This window comes from Mesorhizobium sp. M0185 (assembly GCF_040322175.1).
Classification (GTDB): domain Bacteria; phylum Pseudomonadota; class Alphaproteobacteria; order Rhizobiales; family Rhizobiaceae; genus Mesorhizobium.
This window is the reverse complement of record NZ_JAMYSY010000010.1, coordinates 34,562-50,468: the sequence shown is the minus strand read 5'-3', so window position 1 is coordinate 50,468 and position 15,907 is coordinate 34,562. Positions and strand designations below refer to the sequence as shown.

The 15,907-nt window shown below is 61.7% G+C and carries 19 protein-coding genes and 1 pseudogene; 16 read left to right on the top strand and 4 right to left on the bottom strand.

Going from position 1 to position 15,907, the window contains the following annotated elements; genetic code table 11:
• Window position 1: 1 nt before the first annotated feature.
• Window positions 2–199, bottom strand: a complete 198-nt coding sequence (locus NKJ20_RS10575) for a hypothetical protein (RefSeq protein ID WP_352743938.1) — start codon at window positions 197–199, stop codon at window positions 2–4.
• Between the two features lie 251 nt (window positions 200–450).
• Between NKJ20_RS10575 and NKJ20_RS10570 the strand changes: the two genes are divergently transcribed.
• Together NKJ20_RS10570 and NKJ20_RS10565 are read left to right on the top strand one after the other, a co-directional pair.
• A complete protein-coding gene (locus NKJ20_RS10570) occupies window positions 451–2,232 on the top strand; it encodes a chemotaxis protein CheB (RefSeq protein ID WP_352743936.1) in 1,782 nt (593 codons plus the stop codon).
• Window positions 2,233–2,246: 14 nt separating this feature from the next.
• On the top strand, window positions 2,247–2,588 hold the full coding sequence (locus tag NKJ20_RS10565; protein ID WP_352451550.1) for a response regulator: 342 nt from the start codon (window positions 2,247–2,249) through the stop codon (window positions 2,586–2,588).
• A gap of 67 nt (window positions 2,589–2,655) precedes the next feature.
• Here NKJ20_RS10565 and NKJ20_RS10560 read toward each other — a convergent pair.
• Window positions 2,656–4,955: pseudogene (locus NKJ20_RS10560) on the bottom strand (FdhF/YdeP family oxidoreductase).
• Window positions 4,956–5,006: 51 nt separating this feature from the next.
• On the opposite strand from NKJ20_RS10560, the gene NKJ20_RS10555 reads away from it, so the two are divergent.
• From NKJ20_RS10555 to NKJ20_RS10535, 5 genes are all read left to right on the top strand, one after another.
• A complete protein-coding gene (locus NKJ20_RS10555) occupies window positions 5,007–5,321 on the top strand; it encodes a hypothetical protein (protein WP_352743934.1) in 315 nt (104 codons plus the stop codon).
• A complete protein-coding gene (locus NKJ20_RS10550; protein ID WP_352744050.1) occupies window positions 5,242–5,793 on the top strand; it encodes a GFA family protein in 552 nt (183 codons plus the stop codon). Before NKJ20_RS10555 ends, NKJ20_RS10550 begins: the two co-directional genes overlap by 80 nt.
• A gap of 149 nt (window positions 5,794–5,942) precedes the next feature.
• The gene (locus NKJ20_RS10545) at window positions 5,943–6,101 is read left to right on the top strand and encodes a hypothetical protein (RefSeq protein ID WP_023676108.1); all 159 of its coding nucleotides are present in this window, start codon (window positions 5,943–5,945) and stop codon (window positions 6,099–6,101) included.
• A 127-nt stretch (window positions 6,102–6,228) separates the two neighbouring features.
• A complete protein-coding gene (locus tag NKJ20_RS10540; RefSeq protein WP_352743932.1) occupies window positions 6,229–6,408 on the top strand; it encodes a hypothetical protein in 180 nt (59 codons plus the stop codon).
• Between the two features lie 3 nt (window positions 6,409–6,411).
• Complete coding sequence (locus tag NKJ20_RS10535; RefSeq protein ID WP_352590409.1) at window positions 6,412–6,630, top strand: hypothetical protein; 219 nt, start codon at window positions 6,412–6,414, stop codon at window positions 6,628–6,630.
• 43 nt (window positions 6,631–6,673) lie between these two features.
• Here NKJ20_RS10535 and NKJ20_RS10530 read toward each other — a convergent pair whose 3' ends face one another.
• Entirely contained in the window at window positions 6,674–6,940 is a 267-nt protein-coding gene (locus NKJ20_RS10530) for a hypothetical protein (protein WP_352743931.1), read from the bottom strand.
• 447 nt (window positions 6,941–7,387) lie between these two features.
• On the opposite strand from NKJ20_RS10530, the gene NKJ20_RS10525 reads away from it, so the two are divergent.
• From NKJ20_RS10525 to NKJ20_RS10485, 9 genes are all read left to right on the top strand, one after another.
• Window positions 7,388–8,104: a GntR family transcriptional regulator gene (locus tag NKJ20_RS10525; RefSeq protein ID WP_352743929.1), complete on the top strand. Its 717-nt coding sequence runs from the start codon at window positions 7,388–7,390 to the stop codon at window positions 8,102–8,104.
• Window positions 8,104–9,198 carry an LLM class flavin-dependent oxidoreductase gene (locus tag NKJ20_RS10520; RefSeq protein WP_352744048.1) on the top strand — a complete coding sequence of 365 codons (1,095 nt, stop codon included), beginning with the start codon at window positions 8,104–8,106 and terminating at the stop codon, window positions 9,196–9,198. Before NKJ20_RS10525 ends, NKJ20_RS10520 begins: the two co-directional genes overlap by 1 nt.
• Window positions 9,198–9,755 carry a flavin reductase family protein gene (locus NKJ20_RS10515; RefSeq protein ID WP_352743927.1) on the top strand — a complete coding sequence of 186 codons (558 nt, stop codon included), beginning with the start codon at window positions 9,198–9,200 and terminating at the stop codon, window positions 9,753–9,755. Before NKJ20_RS10520 ends, NKJ20_RS10515 begins: the two co-directional genes overlap by 1 nt.
• Before the next feature lie 87 nt (window positions 9,756–9,842).
• Window positions 9,843–10,910: a TRAP transporter substrate-binding protein DctP gene (dctP, locus tag NKJ20_RS10510; protein WP_352743925.1), complete on the top strand. Its 1,068-nt coding sequence runs from the start codon at window positions 9,843–9,845 to the stop codon at window positions 10,908–10,910.
• Window positions 10,877–11,389 carry a TRAP transporter small permease gene (locus NKJ20_RS10505; RefSeq protein WP_352502198.1) on the top strand — a complete coding sequence of 171 codons (513 nt, stop codon included), beginning with the start codon at window positions 10,877–10,879 and terminating at the stop codon, window positions 11,387–11,389. The genes dctP and NKJ20_RS10505 overlap by 34 nt, the downstream gene beginning before the upstream one ends.
• Before the next feature lie 3 nt (window positions 11,390–11,392).
• Window positions 11,393–12,703 carry a TRAP transporter large permease gene (locus tag NKJ20_RS10500; RefSeq protein ID WP_352502199.1) on the top strand — a complete coding sequence of 437 codons (1,311 nt, stop codon included), beginning with the start codon at window positions 11,393–11,395 and terminating at the stop codon, window positions 12,701–12,703.
• Between the two features lie 26 nt (window positions 12,704–12,729).
• Window positions 12,730–13,443 (top strand): hypothetical protein, encoded by a 714-nt coding sequence (locus tag NKJ20_RS10495; protein WP_352743923.1) that lies wholly within the window; start codon window positions 12,730–12,732, stop codon window positions 13,441–13,443.
• Between the two features lie 43 nt (window positions 13,444–13,486).
• Window positions 13,487–14,245, top strand: coding sequence for an HpcH/HpaI aldolase family protein (locus NKJ20_RS10490; RefSeq protein WP_352743922.1), 759 nt, complete (start codon window positions 13,487–13,489; stop codon window positions 14,243–14,245).
• Between the two features lie 12 nt (window positions 14,246–14,257).
• Entirely contained in the window at window positions 14,258–15,214 is a 957-nt protein-coding gene (locus NKJ20_RS10485) for a C-terminal binding protein (protein ID WP_352542034.1), read from the top strand.
• Between the two features lie 212 nt (window positions 15,215–15,426).
• On the opposite strand, the gene NKJ20_RS10480 is transcribed toward NKJ20_RS10485, so the two are convergent.
• Window positions 15,427–15,906 (bottom strand): MaoC/PaaZ C-terminal domain-containing protein, encoded by a 480-nt coding sequence (locus NKJ20_RS10480; RefSeq protein WP_352743920.1) that lies wholly within the window; start codon window positions 15,904–15,906, stop codon window positions 15,427–15,429.
• Window position 15,907 lies beyond the last annotated feature (1 nt).

Genomic DNA, 15,907 nt, shown 5'->3' with positions numbered 1-15,907 from the left:
CTCATTGTTCCTTCTTTTTGCGGGAGTCACGGCGGTCGGCGCGGACTTGTACAAAATGACGGGACAAAGCCTCTTGCAACCGTTCCGCGCGCGCGAGCAGACGAGGCGGGATTTCTTCGGATACCGGGACCTTGGCCAGATCCGGCGAACGTAACGAGATTTGTTTTGCCGGCTTTATCTCAGGTGGTCGTTTTGCCATTGGAACCGCCTCGAAAACCGGATGTTAATGCCCACCGGCGGTGCTTTGTTCCGTTCGAGGACTATTTACTGGCATGAGGCTCGGTCCGGTCCCTAAAGCACGTCGCGTTTTGCCGGCCTCATGCGACGCGCTTTAGGCTGTTGTTTTTATTCATCTCGTCATCGCAAAACCGCTGCACACTTTTGCGCCACATGCATTAGTCTGAGGTCCGATTTGGCGGTTCGCAGCCGCGGCTGTTACCGAGGCGTGGCATGGTATTCCAGAACGGAAGATTTCCCATTGTCGGCGTCGGCGCATCGGCCGGCGGCATTCCTGCGATGGAGGGCCTGTTCAAAGGACTGACCGGCGACACCGGCATGGCGTTCGTCGTCGTCACTAATCTGAGCCCAGAGCGCGAAAGCCTGCTGCATGACGTTATCGCACGTTACACCGGCATGCCGGTCATCGTCGCCGAGGAGGGCATGGCGGTCCAACCCGACCAAGTCTATGTGATGCCGCAAAACGTCGTCCTCACCATCCGTAAGGGCGAGCTTTCGCTGCGCCGGCCGAACACGCTTAACCGCGAGCGCAAACCGATCGACATCTTCTTCCGTGCACTGGCCGAGGACCAAGGGGAGTACGCCATAGGCATCATCCTGTCGGGGGGCGATTCGGACGGCACGCTGGGCGCCAGGGCGATCAAGGAACATGGCGGACTGACGATTGCCCAAGCCTCCAACGGTTCCGGCGCGCGCAACCCGGACATGCCGCAAAGCGCGATTTCGAGCGGCCTGATCGATATCGAAGCGCCCGCCGAGGAGATCGGCGCAAAGCTTCAGGCGTTTGGCCGCGGCTTCAATGTGCTGAACGGGCTGGCCGAGGGGGGTGGCGAGCACAAGGCTGACATGGATCGGGCCGCCGATGAAATCGACCCCACTCTGCGCGGCCATTCCGGTCACGACTTTTCCAGCTATAAGACGAAGACGTTCTCCGCCAATGAAGAGGCGCAGTCGACTAATGAGGAGCTTGAGGCCTCGAAGGAGGAGAAGCAGTCGCTCAACGAAGAGCTCAGCACCATCAACGCAGAGCTGACCAGCAAGATTGAGGAGCTCGACCGCGCCAACAGCGATCTCAGAAACCTGTTCGAAAGCACAGAGATCGCAACCATCTTCCTCGACCGCAACCTTGTGGTGCGGACCTTTACCCCCGCTGCATCGGCCGTCTTCAATCTGCGCCCATCCGATGTCGGACAGCCGCTGACCGACCTTTCAAGCCAGCTCGACTATCCCGAGCTGAAGCCTCACATCGAGGCAGTGTTCGAGACGGGAGAGACCCTGAACCATCACCTTGCGCGCGACGACAAGGGCCGGTTCTACCTGGTTCGCATCAACCCGTACCGGGACAAGAGCGGCAGCATCCAGGGCGTCGTCGTGACCCTGATCGACGTGACGACGCTGGCGCAGGCGGAAGAGCGTCAGCAGGTGCTCATCTCCGAGCTGAACCATCGCGTCAAGAACATGCTGGCGGTTGTCGCCAGCATCACCAACCGGACCCGTGAAAACTCGGCATCGAAAGAGGAGTTCGCCGAAGCCTTGATCGGGCGCCTGCATGCAATGTCGCGAGCCTATAGTCTGCTCTCGCGCGAGAGCTGGACGGAAGCCTCCGTCGAGGAGCTGCTGCGTCAGGAACTCGATCCCTTCGGCCCCGAACGGTTTGAGCTCGATGGCAAGAGGGTAAATCTCAAGCCGGCACAAGGGCTTTCCTTCGGCATGGCCATCCATGAACTGGCGACGAATGCCGCCAAGTATGGCGCACTGTCGAAACCTGCCGGGCGGATAGTTGTGAAATGGTCGGTGGCGGACGGAACCTTCAAGCTCGTCTGGCGCGAGAAGGGCGGCCCCCGCATCAAGGAGCCAACCGACAGCGGCTTCGGCCTTACCCTTCTGCGCGGAGAAATCGGCTACAGGCTGGGCGGAAAAGTTGAAACAAGTTTCCGCTCAAATGGTTTGGAGGCGGAAATTGCATTCCCTCTGACCCGCGAGGGCTCGTCGTGACCGGAAAGGTGCGTGTGCTGATCGTCGAGGACGAATGGCTGATCGCCGACGATGCGGCGGCTTACCTGCGCAAAGCCGGCCATCAGGTGGTTGGACCGGTTTCGTCGGTGACGGCGGCACTCCGGCTCATTGGCGAAGGCGGCGTCGACGCGGCGTTACTGGATATCCAGTTGAACGACGAAACCAGCTATCCGATTGCGGAAGCGTTGCGGACGCGTGGTGTTCCGTTCGCCTTCCTCTCAGGCTTTGGTGAACGCGAAATTCCGGCCGGGTTCCGCGCTTGCAGGATCGTGCAGAAGCCGGCGAGCCAGAGTGCGATCCTGAATGCCGTGGATGAACTCGCGCGAGCCGGCTGAGGTCGCGATTTGAAAGTCGCGCCAGGTCACATCGGCGTGGTGCGTGCCTGCCGCGAACGACGAACGCCTATGGCAATATCCGCACCGGTACCGATTTGACCGCCGGAACATGAGCCTTCTCGGCTCTGTGCCACAAAGGAACCAGCGGGTTGAGCTCGGGGTAGTAACCGGCGCAATTTCCCTCCGGCACCGAGTAAGGTGTAACGCGCAGCCCGTGCACGCGGCGCTCCACACCGTCCTGCGCATTGGCTTCGAGATCGACTTCCTGTCCGGCGCTCAAACCGAGGCGCTGGATATCCTTCTCGTTCATCAACAGCACCATGCGTGTGCCGCTGATGCCGCGCAGCCGGTCGTTGTAGCCGTAGACGGTCGTGTTGAACTGGTCGTTGGAGCGCACCGTGATCAGTGTCAGCACATCGCGGCCGGCGACATCGATGTCGGGATCAGTTTCAAGGCCACTTGGCAGCTTGAAGTTGGCCTTCTTGTTCGGCGTCTCCCACACCCGCTTGCTCGCCTTGATGTCGCGATGGAAGCCGCCGGGCGTCAGGAAACGCTCGTTGAAGTCGCGGAAATGTTGGGGGTAGCAGCGCTCGATTTCGTCGCGGATGCGGGAATAATCCCCAACCCACTCGTCCCATGGGATCGAACTCCTGCCCGGCACTGTCGCCTTGGCAAGCTCGGCAACGATCCTGGGCTCGGAAAGCAGATGCGGCGAAGCCGGAGGTCGCGATCCGAACGAGCCGTGGATACAGGCGGTGGAATCCTCTACCGACACCCTTTGGTCGCCGCTCGCCTGATGATCTCTTTCCAGCCGTGACAGGCAAGGCAGCAGGTAGGTTGTCCGGCCGGCGATCAGCTGGCTGCGGTTGAGCTTGGTCGCGATCTCGACATGCAGGTCGAGCCCACGCCAGGCTTTCTCGACCAGGCCGGTTTCCGGAACGGCCCGCACGAAATTGCCGCCGAGCCCGACGAAGCCCTTGACCGATCCGTCGATGACGCCTTCGCAGGTCTCGACCGTATCGAGGCCTTTTTCGCGCGGCGGTTCGAAGGCGTAGAATTCGGCGAACTTGTCGAGCGGCACGAGCTCGGGTTTTTCCGATATGCCGACGGTGCGCTGCCCCTGGACATTGGAATGGCCGCGCAGCGGCGAAATGCCGGCGCCGGGTTTTCCGATGTTGCCGCGAGCATCAAAAGGTTGCACAGCATCTGGACGTTCTCGGTGCCGTGCCGATGCTGGGTCAAGCCCATGCCGTAATTGCCGATCACCGCGTTGGCATGGCTGTAGACCTCGGCGACATGCTCCAGGTCGGTCTGCGCAATGCCGGATCGCGCGACGATATCGCTCCACTGGGTTTTGCGCAGGAAGGCTTCGAATTCGGCGAAGCCATGCGTGTGCTCGGCGATGAAAGCTGTGTCGAGGACACGCGTCCTGCCGCTTTCGCGGGCGGCATCGTCGAGGGCCAGCAACGCCTTGGCGATACCCGTCATCGCGGCGATATCGCCGCCAGAACGAACCTGGAAGTAGTCGCTGGACATTTTGGTACCCGGTCCGGGCGACAGCATGTCGAGGGGGTTTTGCGGATTCTTGAAGCGCTTCAGTCCCCGCTCGGGCAAGGGATTGAAAGTGAAGACGGGCACGTTGCGTTGACGTGCCTCCTGCAGCGGATGCAGCAGGCGCGGCGCCGTCACCCCGGTGTTGTGCCCGAAGAAGAACATCATGTCGCATTTCGCAAAGTCTTCGAGCTGCACGGTCCCGACCGGCGAGCCGATCGATTCCGGCAAGCCGACCGAGGTCGATTCATGACACATGTTGGACGAATCGGGCAGGTTCGAAGACCCATAGATCCGCGCAAAAAGCTGGTACATGAACGAGGCCTCGAGCGAGGCCCGGCCAGACGTGTAGAACACTACCGATTTGGGATCGAGCCGCCGCAGTTCGGCAGCTATGTCGCGGAACGCATCGTCCCAGGAGACCGGCTCGTAACGGTCGGTGGCGGCACTGTAGCGCATGGGCTCTGTTAGCCTGCCCTGTTTCTCCAGATCGTGGTCCGGCCAATCGAGCAGTTCCGTCACCGAATGCTCGGCGAAGAAAGCGGGTTCGCAGCGCAGCTTGGTCTGGTCCCACATCGTCGCCTTGGCGCCGTTTTCACAGAATTCGAAAGGCCTCGGCTGGGCTGGCTTTGCCCATGAGCAAGACACGCACATATAGCCGTCGGCCTTGTTCTGCTTGAGCAGCGTGCTCCATATCCCGGACAATAGCAGGCCTTCGCCTCGCGCCTTGCGGACCAGGGATTTGAGCGATCCCCAGCCGCCTGTCGGGTGGTCGTATTTCTTGGTTTCGATGCGATCGGTTACGGCGGGTCTCATGCAAGCCGCTCCCTGTGGAAGAGCACTCATACGAACCCGCCGTGAGGCTGGATGTTCCCGGGCCGGCTCCGTATCGTCACGCCGTCCCGTCTAACCGGAACCATTTCCGCCATTGTTTGTTCGGCTCGAAGAAAGGAGCCGCGCGAAATGGAGCGACGTAACGCGTTAATTGCGATGGTGATTTCGGCCATCATCATCGTCGGCTTTCTCATAGGCTTTTTGTACGGCGATATGGGCTGGCAGACTTCGCCGCTCAAAAGAGCCCCTGAGCAGAACCAGGGTGGCAATGCTCCGGCCGATACCTCGCCTGCCGCCGGCATCAAGAAGAACCCAAAGGAAAATACCGAAATGCCAGGCCAGCAATGACGTAGGGCCAGCAATGAAATCCAGCAGCAAGGCAATACCACGAACTGAAACGGGGTCCTGTTTTTGCGGCGCCATAACGGCGGAGATGCGCGGCGAGCCTTTCTGGATTTGCTCCGATCACGATGACGACTGCCGCAAGGCGATAGGAAGCCCTCTGTCGGTGTGGGTCGGTTATCGGCCTTCCGAATTCACATTGCTCACCGGCACGCCGAAGACCTTTTCGAAAACCCCAGCCGTGCTTCGGTCCTTCTGTGCGGATTGCGGAACATCGATCGGCTATGTCGACCAGGGCCTGCCCGACGAACTCTATCTGGCGATCGGCTTCCTCGATCATCCCGAACGGTTTCCGCCGCAGGCCCACGCATATTGGGACATGAGGCTTCCCTGGGTCGACTTTCCAGACGAGCTGCCGCGGGTGGGGGCGTATTCGAGGCGGCGCGATCCGGCCTTCGGAAATCCGGCGGAACGCTAGCTTTCGATCCCCTCGCTGGTTGGAAAACGTGCCATTCGGGGCCGCGTACGAAAACAACAATTGGCGCGCGGCCGAAAACGCGCAATTATCGGCGAATGGGCCGCCGTTTGGATGACAAGCTCGATTGCAAGGCCTGCGGGACGATCCTGATGGAGATTCCCGACAACCCGAAGGATTCGACGCCGATCCATTGCAGCAATTGCGGCGCCTATCTCGGCGAATGGGGCGATCTGCAGGAGGATTTCTTCAGGCAGGCGTTCGGTGCCCAGGCCTTCGATCTGAACAACGGAAACATCATCAAGAAATAATCCTGGATCCCGCCGGCCCCAAGCCACGGCCTGTGGACCCGGCTCGTTGCGGCAATCACCGTTAGTGTCGGACCCTCGGGAACCTTTCTCCCGAGCCGCTTGTTTGGGTGACGGAAGGAGAAACGCCATGAGCACAAAACCTCCCCCTGTGCCGCCGAAGAATCTGAGCCCAAAGGGCGCCGGTGAAAAAAAATCGGTAGCAGCCGACCAGGCACCGCAATCCACCGTGCCGGATCCCGACAAGCAGGGCCAGCAAGGCAATACGAAGGTCAACACCACCCATCAAGGCAACGTCCAGGATCGCTAGGTCATGTCCACGTCGAAGAAGACTCCTGCCAGCATCCGCCAGGGCGGTCCCGGCGCCGCGCACGAAAACGCCAAGAAGCCGCTGAGCGTCGAAAAGCCGCCGGCCGACTCCGACCGTCGCAGCCACAGCAAGGTCTCCGGCGGCGGCGGCGAACGCGACAGCCACCATACCCACGACCCCGAAAAGAAAGGCGACACTCGGCCCGCGCATCAGGGCAAGTGAAATCGGGCGGCGACGTGACGATCGGTGAGGTTCGAGCGAAGTGTCAGCGGGGACGCCGCGCCGAGGCGAACGGCACGACATTGTCGACATTTGCCACCGGCAAATCGAACAACATCGGAAGCCCCCGCGTCGCGGCCATCTCAACGATCAGCTCTTCGATGGAGTGATTGGTCAGACGGGTCTCGACGCCCAGCCGGATCATCGCCGCCAGCTTGTGCACCGGCACTGGCACGGACTTCGCCCGGTCGTCGAGCAGCTTGCTGATTTCGATCACGACGTCGGCGTCGATATTCCTGGGCAAGTCTCGCATAAGCGCCTCCCCGCCAAACGAAACGAAAAGCCCGCCGCACCTTTCGATACGGCGGGCGATCCAGTAATGCGTACCGGCGAGGGGATCGGGGTGGGCGTGCCGGCGCGCGCAGATCGCAAGTAATTTTAGTTAAATCCGTCAACTTCGATGTGTCACGGAAAAACGTCTGTACGTTTTTTACCGAACCGCGCGGATCGTTAGCTGTCCCCGCCGTCGCGCGGCGCGGCAGCACGGATGGCGCGATCCATTGCCCTCCGGACAGCGAACTCAAACAGTATACATTATAAACTTAAAACATCTTGCCAGGTGATCCAGCCTATGCTCCACTTGAGCCGGGAACATGGCTGATAGGTCGATTTCTGCCGACACGTGGCTGCATTTCAAACGGCACGACTGCGAGAACACAGCCTCAAACGATATACGAAATCTTCGCATGGGAAGGCGTGGATGACGGAAACGATAGAGCTCAAACGGGTTGGCGATGGCAATCTGCGTGCCCAGATCTATCAACAAATCCGGCTGACGATACAGCATGGCGAATTGACGCCTGGCCAGAAGCTCGTCGATGTCGATATTGCCGCCCAGCTCGGCATTTCCAGAATGCCTGTCCGCGACGCCTTGATGCAGTTGGTGCATGAGGGCTATCTCGTCGGCACCACACGCGGCTTCACCCTGCCCACGCTTACCGCGACGGATGTCGCCGACATCTTCGAGGTCCGCCGCCTGCTTGAGCCGCGGGCCGCCGCGCACGCCGCACGGACACTTGACGCCGCTGGCCTCAAGACCCTGGCAGCCGCGCTTCGGGAGGCCGAGGCTGCGGCCGCCGCCGGCGATGCCGACCGCTTTTTCCAGGCCAATTCGGCATTCAGAAATTGTTGGCTCGGCGCCGTCGAGAACGAGCGCCTTTCCCAAACGATTGCAAGGTTCGCCGACCATGTGCTCGTCGTCCGTTTAAGGACGCTGTCGCACCAGCCGACACAGGCCGTTATCGTGGCCGGCATGCGCGCCATCTACGAGGCCTTCGTCAAGCGCGACGCCGTCGCCGCTTACGACCGCATGACCCACTTCATTCAGAACGCCGAGGAGCGTTTCATGAAGCTGAGCCCACCGTCTCAACATTCCGCCGGTGAAGGTGAGAGCATGTCGCGGCGGGGGAAATCATGATCAGGAAGCAGCACCCGCTGAAAGGGCCGAACAGGTTCAAGCTCGGCGTCTTTTCCATGAACGCCGATGGCGGCCTGGCAATGACCACCGTCCCCGAGCGCTGGCGCGCCCGCTGGGAAGACAACCTCAATTCCGCCTGTATCGCCGACCGCGCCGGCCTCGAGTTTCTGCTGCCGATCGCCCGTTGGCGCGGCTTCGGCGGTTTGACGCATGTGCGGGAATGGTCGTTCGAGACGTTCACCTGGGCGGCGGGTCTTGCTGTCGCCACGGAAAACATCGGCCTGTTCATGACGGTGCATGTGCCGCTGGTTCATCCGCTGCAGGCTGCAAAAGCGCTGGCGACGGTCGACCACATCTCCAACGGGCGGGCCGGCTTGAACATTGTCTGCGGCTGGAACCCCGACGAGTTCGCCATGTTCGGGCAGACGGTCGGCGAGCGGACCTACGATCAGGCCGAGGAATGGATCAACATCATCGTGCGCGCCTATCAATCGAGGGAGCCGTTCGACTTCGGCGGCGAGTTCTATGATCTGAAGGGGGTCGTCAGCCGGCCGCCAAGCCTGCAGGCGCCGCGACCGGTGACCATGAACGCCGCCTTCGGCGCGCCGGGGCGCAACTATGCAGCGCGCCACTGTGACTATTTGTTTTCGACTTTTTCCGAAATCGCCGACGGCCGTGCGCATGTGGTCGACATCACAAACCGAGCGGCTGAGGTCGGACGCGAAGTCGGCGTCTATACGGTCTGTCACGTCGTCTGCCGGGAGACCCAGCAGGAAGCCGAGGACTACTACCGGCACTATGCGCTGGAATGCGCGGACGAGGGTGCGGTCGACGAGCACATGCGCAAGAAGAAGGAATTCGCGAACTCGCACGATGCGAAGGCTTTCACCGAATATCGGCAAAGGTTCGCCGGTGGTGCCGGAACGTTCCCGCTCATCGGAACGCCGGAAAAGATCGTCGACGATCTCACTGAGATCATGGACCAGGGCTATTCCGGCGCCGCCCTCACATTCGTCAACTACACCTACGAATTGCCCTTCTTCTGCGACCGCGTGCTGCCGCTGATGCGCCAGGCCGGGCTTCGAGTAAATTGATGCCGGCGGCCGCCATTCCGACGCCATGGGTGGATGGGCACGACGCCATCAATCCGCGCGCCTTCAAACAGGCTATGCGGGCCGTGGCGGGCTCCGTCGCCATCCTCGCGTCGGAGCATGACGAGATCGGTTTTTGCGGCATCACGGCGACGGCCCTCTGCTCGTTCAGTGCCGAGCCGCCTTCCCTGCTGGCCTGTGTCAACCGCGGCAGCACCTTTGCCTCGGCCATTCGCGAAGGTTTGCCTTTTTCGGTCAATCTTCCCGCCGGCGACCAGGAGAACGTTGTGCGCGCCTTTGGCGGCATGACCAAAGCCAAGGGCCCCGCGCGGTTCTCGTCCGGATCATGGGTGCGCGGCGAAACCGGCGCGCCCTTGCTTGTCGGCGCACGGGCAATATTCGAATGCCGGGTGGCCGAAATCATCGTGCGGGCGTCGCACATGATCGTCATCGGCATCGTCTCGGGCGTTGCACTGGATCGCGCTGACCGATCGCCGGTCTTCTACGCGCATGGGCGGTTCCTGACAGGGTTCCTGACAGTAGGAGATGATGCCAACTAACCGCCGTTCACGCGGCGCAGCGATTGCAATTCAGATCGGCCCGATCATGGGCCGGATCATGGGCGAACTATCAGAGGGAGTACGGCAATGCGCATTTGGAAATCCCTTGTTCTGGCTGCACTCATGTCGGGTGTAGCGGGTATCGCCACGGCCGAAGAGGTCGTCCTCAACGCCGTGCATTTTACGCCGACGCAGAACGGCTACGCCCAGAGCTTCCTGAAGTTCGTTCAGAAGGTGAACGAAAAGGGCAAGGGCGTGGTCCAGATCAACGTGCGTGGCGGGCCGGAGGTCATTCCGCCGATCCAGCAGGGCGCGGCGCTCAGGAGTGGCCTGATCGATGTGATCGACACACCGGCAGGGCAGTTCCTGGAGCTCGTGCCCGAAGGCGAGGTTTTCTCCGCATCGACGAAGACGCCGTGGGAGGTCCGCGACAATGGCGGCTGGGACTTCATCAGCGGGATTTTCGAGAAGAAGGCCAATGCCCATCTGCTGGCGCATGTCGACGCGGGCTCGGGCTTCAACGTCTTCACCGTCGACGAACCCAAGCTCAATAGCGAAGGCAGCATCGACTGGGGCGGCCTGAAAATCCGTTCCTCGCCGCTCTACCGCGATTTCCTCGAATCGCTAGGCGCGACGGTGATCGTGCAGGCGCCGGGGGATGTCTACACCTCGCTCGAGCGCGGCGTCGTCAATGCCAACGCCTACACGGTATTTGGTTATGCGTCGTTCGGCTGGGACAAATTCACCAAATACCGTGTCGACCCGCAATTCTTCAAAACCGATGTGCTGATCTCGATCAACAAGGCGAAATGGGACACGCTGTCACCCGAGGCGCAGAAGCTGCTTGCCGACACGGCCGTCGAATACGAGCGCGTGAGCTATGACGCCAATCTCGCCGAGTCCGAAAAGCAGGCACAGGCAATGATCGGCGGCGGGCAGAAGGTGATCAGCTTGACCGGCGCCGGCCGCGACAAATTCCTGGCGGCTGCCACGCAGGCGAGCTGGGCGAGGATGACCAAACGCGATCCCACCAACATCGATCAGTTGAAGAAATTCTTCAGTAGCCCGAGCGGAGGGCGCTGGTGCGCCCTTCATCAAGGTGGACATGAGGGTCGTCGGGCATGGACAGATTGTTTGCAGCGATTGGGAAGCTGAGCCTTGCGTTGGCGGCGGCGGCAAAAGTGGTGCTTGGCCTGATCATTGTCGCTGTGGTTGCTGATGTGTGCGTCCGCAATCTCGGCCTGAGGCCGCTTGCCTGGGCGGTGTCGGCGACGGAATACGGCCTGCTTTACGCGGCATTTCTGCCGATGCCATGGCTGGTCCACAGCAAGGGCCATGTCTTCGTCGAGTTCCTGCGCCAGGCGCTGCCGGTGCGGGCACGGGCGGTGCTTGAAAAGCTGGTCTATCTCGCCTGCATCGGCGTCAGCCTCTACCTCGGCAGCGTCGCTCTGTCTTCGCTGACAAGTGCCGTTGCGGGCGGCGAATATGAAACGCGCAGCTTCGATATGCCGAAATGGCTGGTCTTTCTGCCCATCATGCTCGCCTTCTATCTCTCGGCGCTGGAATGGCTCAGATATCTGCTCGGCCGTGACACGCTGTACACGCTCGATCCGCTGGAAATGGAAGGGCTCTGACCGGTGGCCTGGCTGTTTCCATTCGCCGTGCTCGTTGGCACCATCCTGGTGTTGATGGGGCTTGGGCTGCCGGTCGCCTTCGCGTTCTTCGTCACCAATGTGATCGGGCTGTATCTGTTCTTCGGCGGCTCGATCGGCGTGACGCAGATGGTCGCCAACTTCTCCGACGCTGTCTCGACCTACGCGCTTGCCCCGCTGCCGATGTTTCTCGTCATGGGCAGCCTGTTCTTCCGCTCCGGCCTCGGCGAGAAGGTCATCTACGCGCTCGACCTGTGCATCGGCAATCTGCGCGGACGCCTCGCCTATGTCGTCCTCGCCGCCGGCACGATCTTTTCCGCGCTGTCGGGCTCGAGCCTCGCCAATACCGGCATGATGGGCTCGCTGATGGTGCCCGAGATGCTGAAGCGAGGCTACAAGCCGCATATGGCCTACGGCCCGGTGCTTGGCGCCGGAAGCCTTGCCGTCATCATCCCGCCATCCTCGCTGGCCGTCTTGCTAGGCTCGCTGGCCCAGATCGACGTCGGCGCGCTGCTCATAGCGGGGGCTCTGCCTGGACTGCTGCTCGTTGTCATGTATGCGGCGCTGATCTTCGCGCAGACAGAGATCGATCCGGACGCCGCTCCGCACTATCCGGTACCCGCCGTTCCCGCGGCCGAGAAGGTGAGGGCGGTCGCCGTCAACATCATTCCGATGAGCGTCATCGTGTTCATGGTGGTCGGCACGATCATCCTTGGGATAGCGACGCCGACGGAATCGGCCGGACTCGGCTGTGCCGCCGTCTTCGCCTTGTTGTTTGTCTACCGACGGTTCAGCTGGTCGGTTGTCTGGAAGTCGCTGGACGATGCGATGAAGGTCACCGGCATGACCTTCCTGATCATCTCGGCTTCGACGACGTTCTCGCAGATATTCGCCTTCTCCGGCGCCTCCAACGGCTTTATCCAGTTCATCGTGGGCTACGATCTTGGACCGTATCCCATGCTGCTCATGATGGTGCTCGTCATCCTGCTGCTCGGCATGTTCATGGATCAGGTCTCGATGATGCTGATCACGCTGCCGATCTTCCTGCCGATCGCCCAGCAATTCGGCTACGAGCCGGTATGGTTCGGGCTGATCCTGCTGCTCGCCTACGAGGTCGGCTTCACCACGCCGCCGTTTGGTCTGCTGCTGTTCATCATGATCGGCGTTGCGCCGAAAGGCACATCGCTCAAGACCGTTGCCATGGCTGCGGCGCCTTACATCGCGCTGACGCTTCTGCTGATCCTGCTGATTGTCCTCTTTCCGCAGATCGCTCTCTTTCTTCCGAATTTGATCTAGTCGAACTCGATCCAGCAGGTGTCCACATGCGCTTTGCCTATCTTGCTTTCTTCCATGATGACCGCGAGGCAAATTTGGCCATCGCCGGCGAAGATGTTGACGCCGTGCGGCGTGTGATTGCATCGACGCCGGGCCTTGCGCTTGCCAACATCTATCTGCCCGAAGTGGCGACGGACATGTTCAACAACGATGGTCCACCGCCGGTCTTTGGCTTCCAGCTCTATTTCGACGAACTGGCGGACATGGAGGCGGCGCTGGCGCCGTCCGGCCATCTGCAGGCGCTTGCCGCACCTGGTATGCTGTCGAGCATCGCCGGTTCGAGGCCGACGCAACAGGCAATGTGCGTGCGTCCGTTTCCCGTCGACGACGCTGGCGTCAAGACGTCCGGGCTCCCCTGCAGCTATCTTGTCCACTATCCCGGGCCGGCCGAAGACATGAATGCCTGGCTCTACCACTATGTGACGCATCATCCGCAATTGATGCAGGGCTTCCCCGGCATTCGCCACATCGAGGTTCTGTCGCGACTGGATTGGTGCGGTTCGCTGCCCTGGCCGCGGATCGACCATATGCAGCGCAATCGCGTCATGTTCGACAGTCCCGCTGCATTGACGCACGCGCTGCAATCGCCGGCGCGGCTGGAGATGCGCGCCGACTACAAGACCTTCCCGCCGTTTTCAGGCGGCAGCCGGCATTTCCCGATGTCGACGGAAGCCGTGCATCCTTCGTCAAGGGCCACATAGCGCTAACAGGTTTTTGCCGACGCCGAAAAATTCTGGAGATTTCATGTACGACTTTCGCAAGAAATGTGTCTCTCTCGATCGCCTCATCGGTACCTTCTGTGCCATCCCGCACCCTGTGGCGGTCGAAGTGGCCGCCGCCAGCGGGGTCGATTTCCTGTGCATCGACTGGGAGCATTCGCAGATCGGCCGCGAACGGCTCGAGGATCTGATCCGCGCCGCCGATGTCCACAGGATTCCCGCGATGGTGCGCGTTCCCGGCCACACGCCGGAGTGGATCGCGGCCGCGCTCGACGCCGGCGCGTCGGGTGTCCTGGTACCCCGCGTCTCCACGGCCGAGCAAGCGCGCATGGCGGTCATGGCCTGCCGGTACCCGCCGGTCGGCGCCCGCGGTGTCGGCCCGGGCCGCGCCGCCGGTTATGGCTACAGGATTCCGGACTACCTCAACTCGGCCAACGAGGTCCTGACGGTCGCCATCCAGGTCGAGACGGCCGAAGGGCTCGCCAACATCGACGACATCGTCCAGGTCGACGGCGTCGACGTGATCTTCATCGGTCCCGGCGACCTGTCGGTTTCGATCGACGCCATGGGGCCGGCCCGCCAGGAAAAGCTCAATGCAGCGATTATGAGGATCGCGGCCGCGGCGCGCACGGCCCGCAAGGCCGTCGGCATCTTTCGCCCTTCGGCGGATGATGTCGGCAAATGGTCGCGGCACGGCATCAGCTTCTACATGCTGGCCAGCGACACGATGTTTCTCGGCGCCGGCCTTGCCGCCGGCGTCGCCTCGGCGCGCAGCGCCTCATAGCAAGAGTTTGCCATGAAGATCATCAAGACCGACGGTGTGCTGTCAGTCGAGGAGGAGCAGCTGCGCTACCTCGACGGCTTGAACGCCGAGTTTGTCGAGAAGACGCTGCTCACGGAAGATGCCCTGATCGAACACTGCCGCGACGCCGACGCATTGATGGTATTGCGGGAGCCGATCACGGCTCGCGTTTTGGCGGAACTGAAGGGGCTCAAGGTCATCGGACGGTTCGGCGTAGGGCTCGATTCGATCGACGTCGAGGCCGCCAGCCGTGCCGGTGTTCAGGTAACCTACGTGCCGGACGCCAATCTGGTTGAAGTCAGCACCCACGCCATGGCCCTGATCCTGGCCTTGACGCGCAGGCTGAAGCAGTTCGACAGCGCGGTGCGCGCCGGCCGCTGGGCTGCAATGACCGACGGCGCCGGCATCACACGGCCCGACAGGCAGATCCTCGGCCTGATCGGCTTCGGCCAGATCGGGCGGCTGACTGCCGAGCGGGCGCGGGTCTTCGGCTACCACATCATCGCCTACGATCCGCATATGCCGGCCGAGCGCATCGCGGCCGGTGATGCCGAACCGGTCGGCTTCGACGAGTTGCTTGCCAGGGCCGACATCGTCTCGCTGCACGTTCCAGCGACACCGGAGACCAGAAACATCATGTCGGCGCAAGCCCTGTCGCGGATGAAGGAAGGGGCGATACTCATCAACGTGGCCCGCGGCGGCCTGGTCGACGAGGTCGCATTGGCGGACGCGATCCGGCGCGGCCATCTGGCAGGCGCCGGCATCGACACGTTCGAGCGGGAGCCGCCTTCGCCCGACAATCCGCTGCTGGCGCTGGACACCGTCCTGGTCAGTCCACACGCGGCGCACTACTCGACCCAGTCTTACGCGGAGGTTCGCAACAAGGTGTTTGCCGATGTCGCATCAGTCCTGCGCGGCGGCAAGCCTGTATATCCGGTCAACCGGATATGACCAATTCCCGATGTCGGCACCACCTCTATCCGCCTGCTCCGCGGAACCCAAGTCCTGCAAGTCGGGGTTCGCAGGGCGATAAGGGGCAGCGCAACCTGTCGCGATTTATCCGGTTTGCCACATTTTGTTCTTGCTTTGTGCCGGCAGCTATGCTACTAATTTGCGTATGGTGATGATTCACCGAGGACCCGCCGCAAGGCGGTTTTTTGTCTTTAGGTTTCAGCGTCATCTGTCGAGGCTCTGCTCGACTTGTCGCGACGCTCGACGATGTAGATGTGATCGGCGACCAGCACCACGTCGCCATGCTGGTTGATCACCTCGCAGCGCTCGACGACCCGGCCTGAATCGGGTCGCTTCGGGTCGTCTTCCCTAGCCGAGATGGTGGTGCGGGTCCTGATCGTATCGCCGATGAACACCGGCTTGATGAAGCGCAGCCGGTCGTAGCCATAGGAGAAGGCAACCGGGTTGACGACGCTGGCCGTCAGCCCGACGCCGACCGAAAACACCAGCGTGCCGTGGGCGATGCGCTGCCCGAACGGCGTCGTCTTCATGAACTCGGCGTCCATGTGGTGGGGAAAGAAATCACCGGTATGGCCGGCATGGACGACGAAGTCGGTCTCGGTGATGGTGCGCCCGCTGGTCATGCGCGACGAGCCGATCCGGTAGTCCTCGAAATAGACAGTCTGCTCCATG

What these genes read in the sequence shown, in the direction of transcription:
- NKJ20_RS10575 (WP_352743938.1), bottom strand. Translation starts at nt 199, where the DNA reads ATGGCAAAACGACCACCTGAGATAAAGCCGGCAAAACAAATCTCGTTA.
- NKJ20_RS10570 (WP_352743936.1), top strand. Translation starts at nt 451, where the DNA reads ATGGTATTCCAGAACGGAAGATTTCCCATTGTCGGCGTCGGCGCATCG.
- NKJ20_RS10555 (WP_352743934.1), top strand. Translation starts at nt 5,007, where the DNA reads ATGTTCCCGGGCCGGCTCCGTATCGTCACGCCGTCCCGTCTAACCGGA.
- NKJ20_RS10550 (WP_352744050.1), top strand. Translation starts at nt 5,242, where the DNA reads ATGCTCCGGCCGATACCTCGCCTGCCGCCGGCATCAAGAAGAACCCAA.
- NKJ20_RS10545 (WP_023676108.1), top strand. Translation starts at nt 5,943, where the DNA reads ATGGAGATTCCCGACAACCCGAAGGATTCGACGCCGATCCATTGCAGC.
- NKJ20_RS10540 (WP_352743932.1), top strand. Translation starts at nt 6,229, where the DNA reads ATGAGCACAAAACCTCCCCCTGTGCCGCCGAAGAATCTGAGCCCAAAG.
- NKJ20_RS10535 (WP_352590409.1), top strand. Translation starts at nt 6,412, where the DNA reads ATGTCCACGTCGAAGAAGACTCCTGCCAGCATCCGCCAGGGCGGTCCC.
- NKJ20_RS10530 (WP_352743931.1), bottom strand. Translation starts at nt 6,940, where the DNA reads ATGCGAGACTTGCCCAGGAATATCGACGCCGACGTCGTGATCGAAATC.
- NKJ20_RS10525 (WP_352743929.1), top strand. Translation starts at nt 7,388, where the DNA reads ATGACGGAAACGATAGAGCTCAAACGGGTTGGCGATGGCAATCTGCGT.
- NKJ20_RS10515 (WP_352743927.1), top strand. Translation starts at nt 9,198, where the DNA reads ATGCCGGCGGCCGCCATTCCGACGCCATGGGTGGATGGGCACGACGCC.
- dctP (WP_352743925.1), top strand. Translation starts at nt 9,843, where the DNA reads ATGCGCATTTGGAAATCCCTTGTTCTGGCTGCACTCATGTCGGGTGTA.
- NKJ20_RS10505 (WP_352502198.1), top strand. Translation starts at nt 10,877, where the DNA reads ATGGACAGATTGTTTGCAGCGATTGGGAAGCTGAGCCTTGCGTTGGCG.
- NKJ20_RS10495 (WP_352743923.1), top strand. Translation starts at nt 12,730, where the DNA reads ATGCGCTTTGCCTATCTTGCTTTCTTCCATGATGACCGCGAGGCAAAT.
- NKJ20_RS10490 (WP_352743922.1), top strand. Translation starts at nt 13,487, where the DNA reads ATGTACGACTTTCGCAAGAAATGTGTCTCTCTCGATCGCCTCATCGGT.
- NKJ20_RS10485 (WP_352542034.1), top strand. Translation starts at nt 14,258, where the DNA reads ATGAAGATCATCAAGACCGACGGTGTGCTGTCAGTCGAGGAGGAGCAG.
- NKJ20_RS10480 (WP_352743920.1), bottom strand. Translation starts at nt 15,906, where the DNA reads ATGGAGCAGACTGTCTATTTCGAGGACTACCGGATCGGCTCGTCGCGC.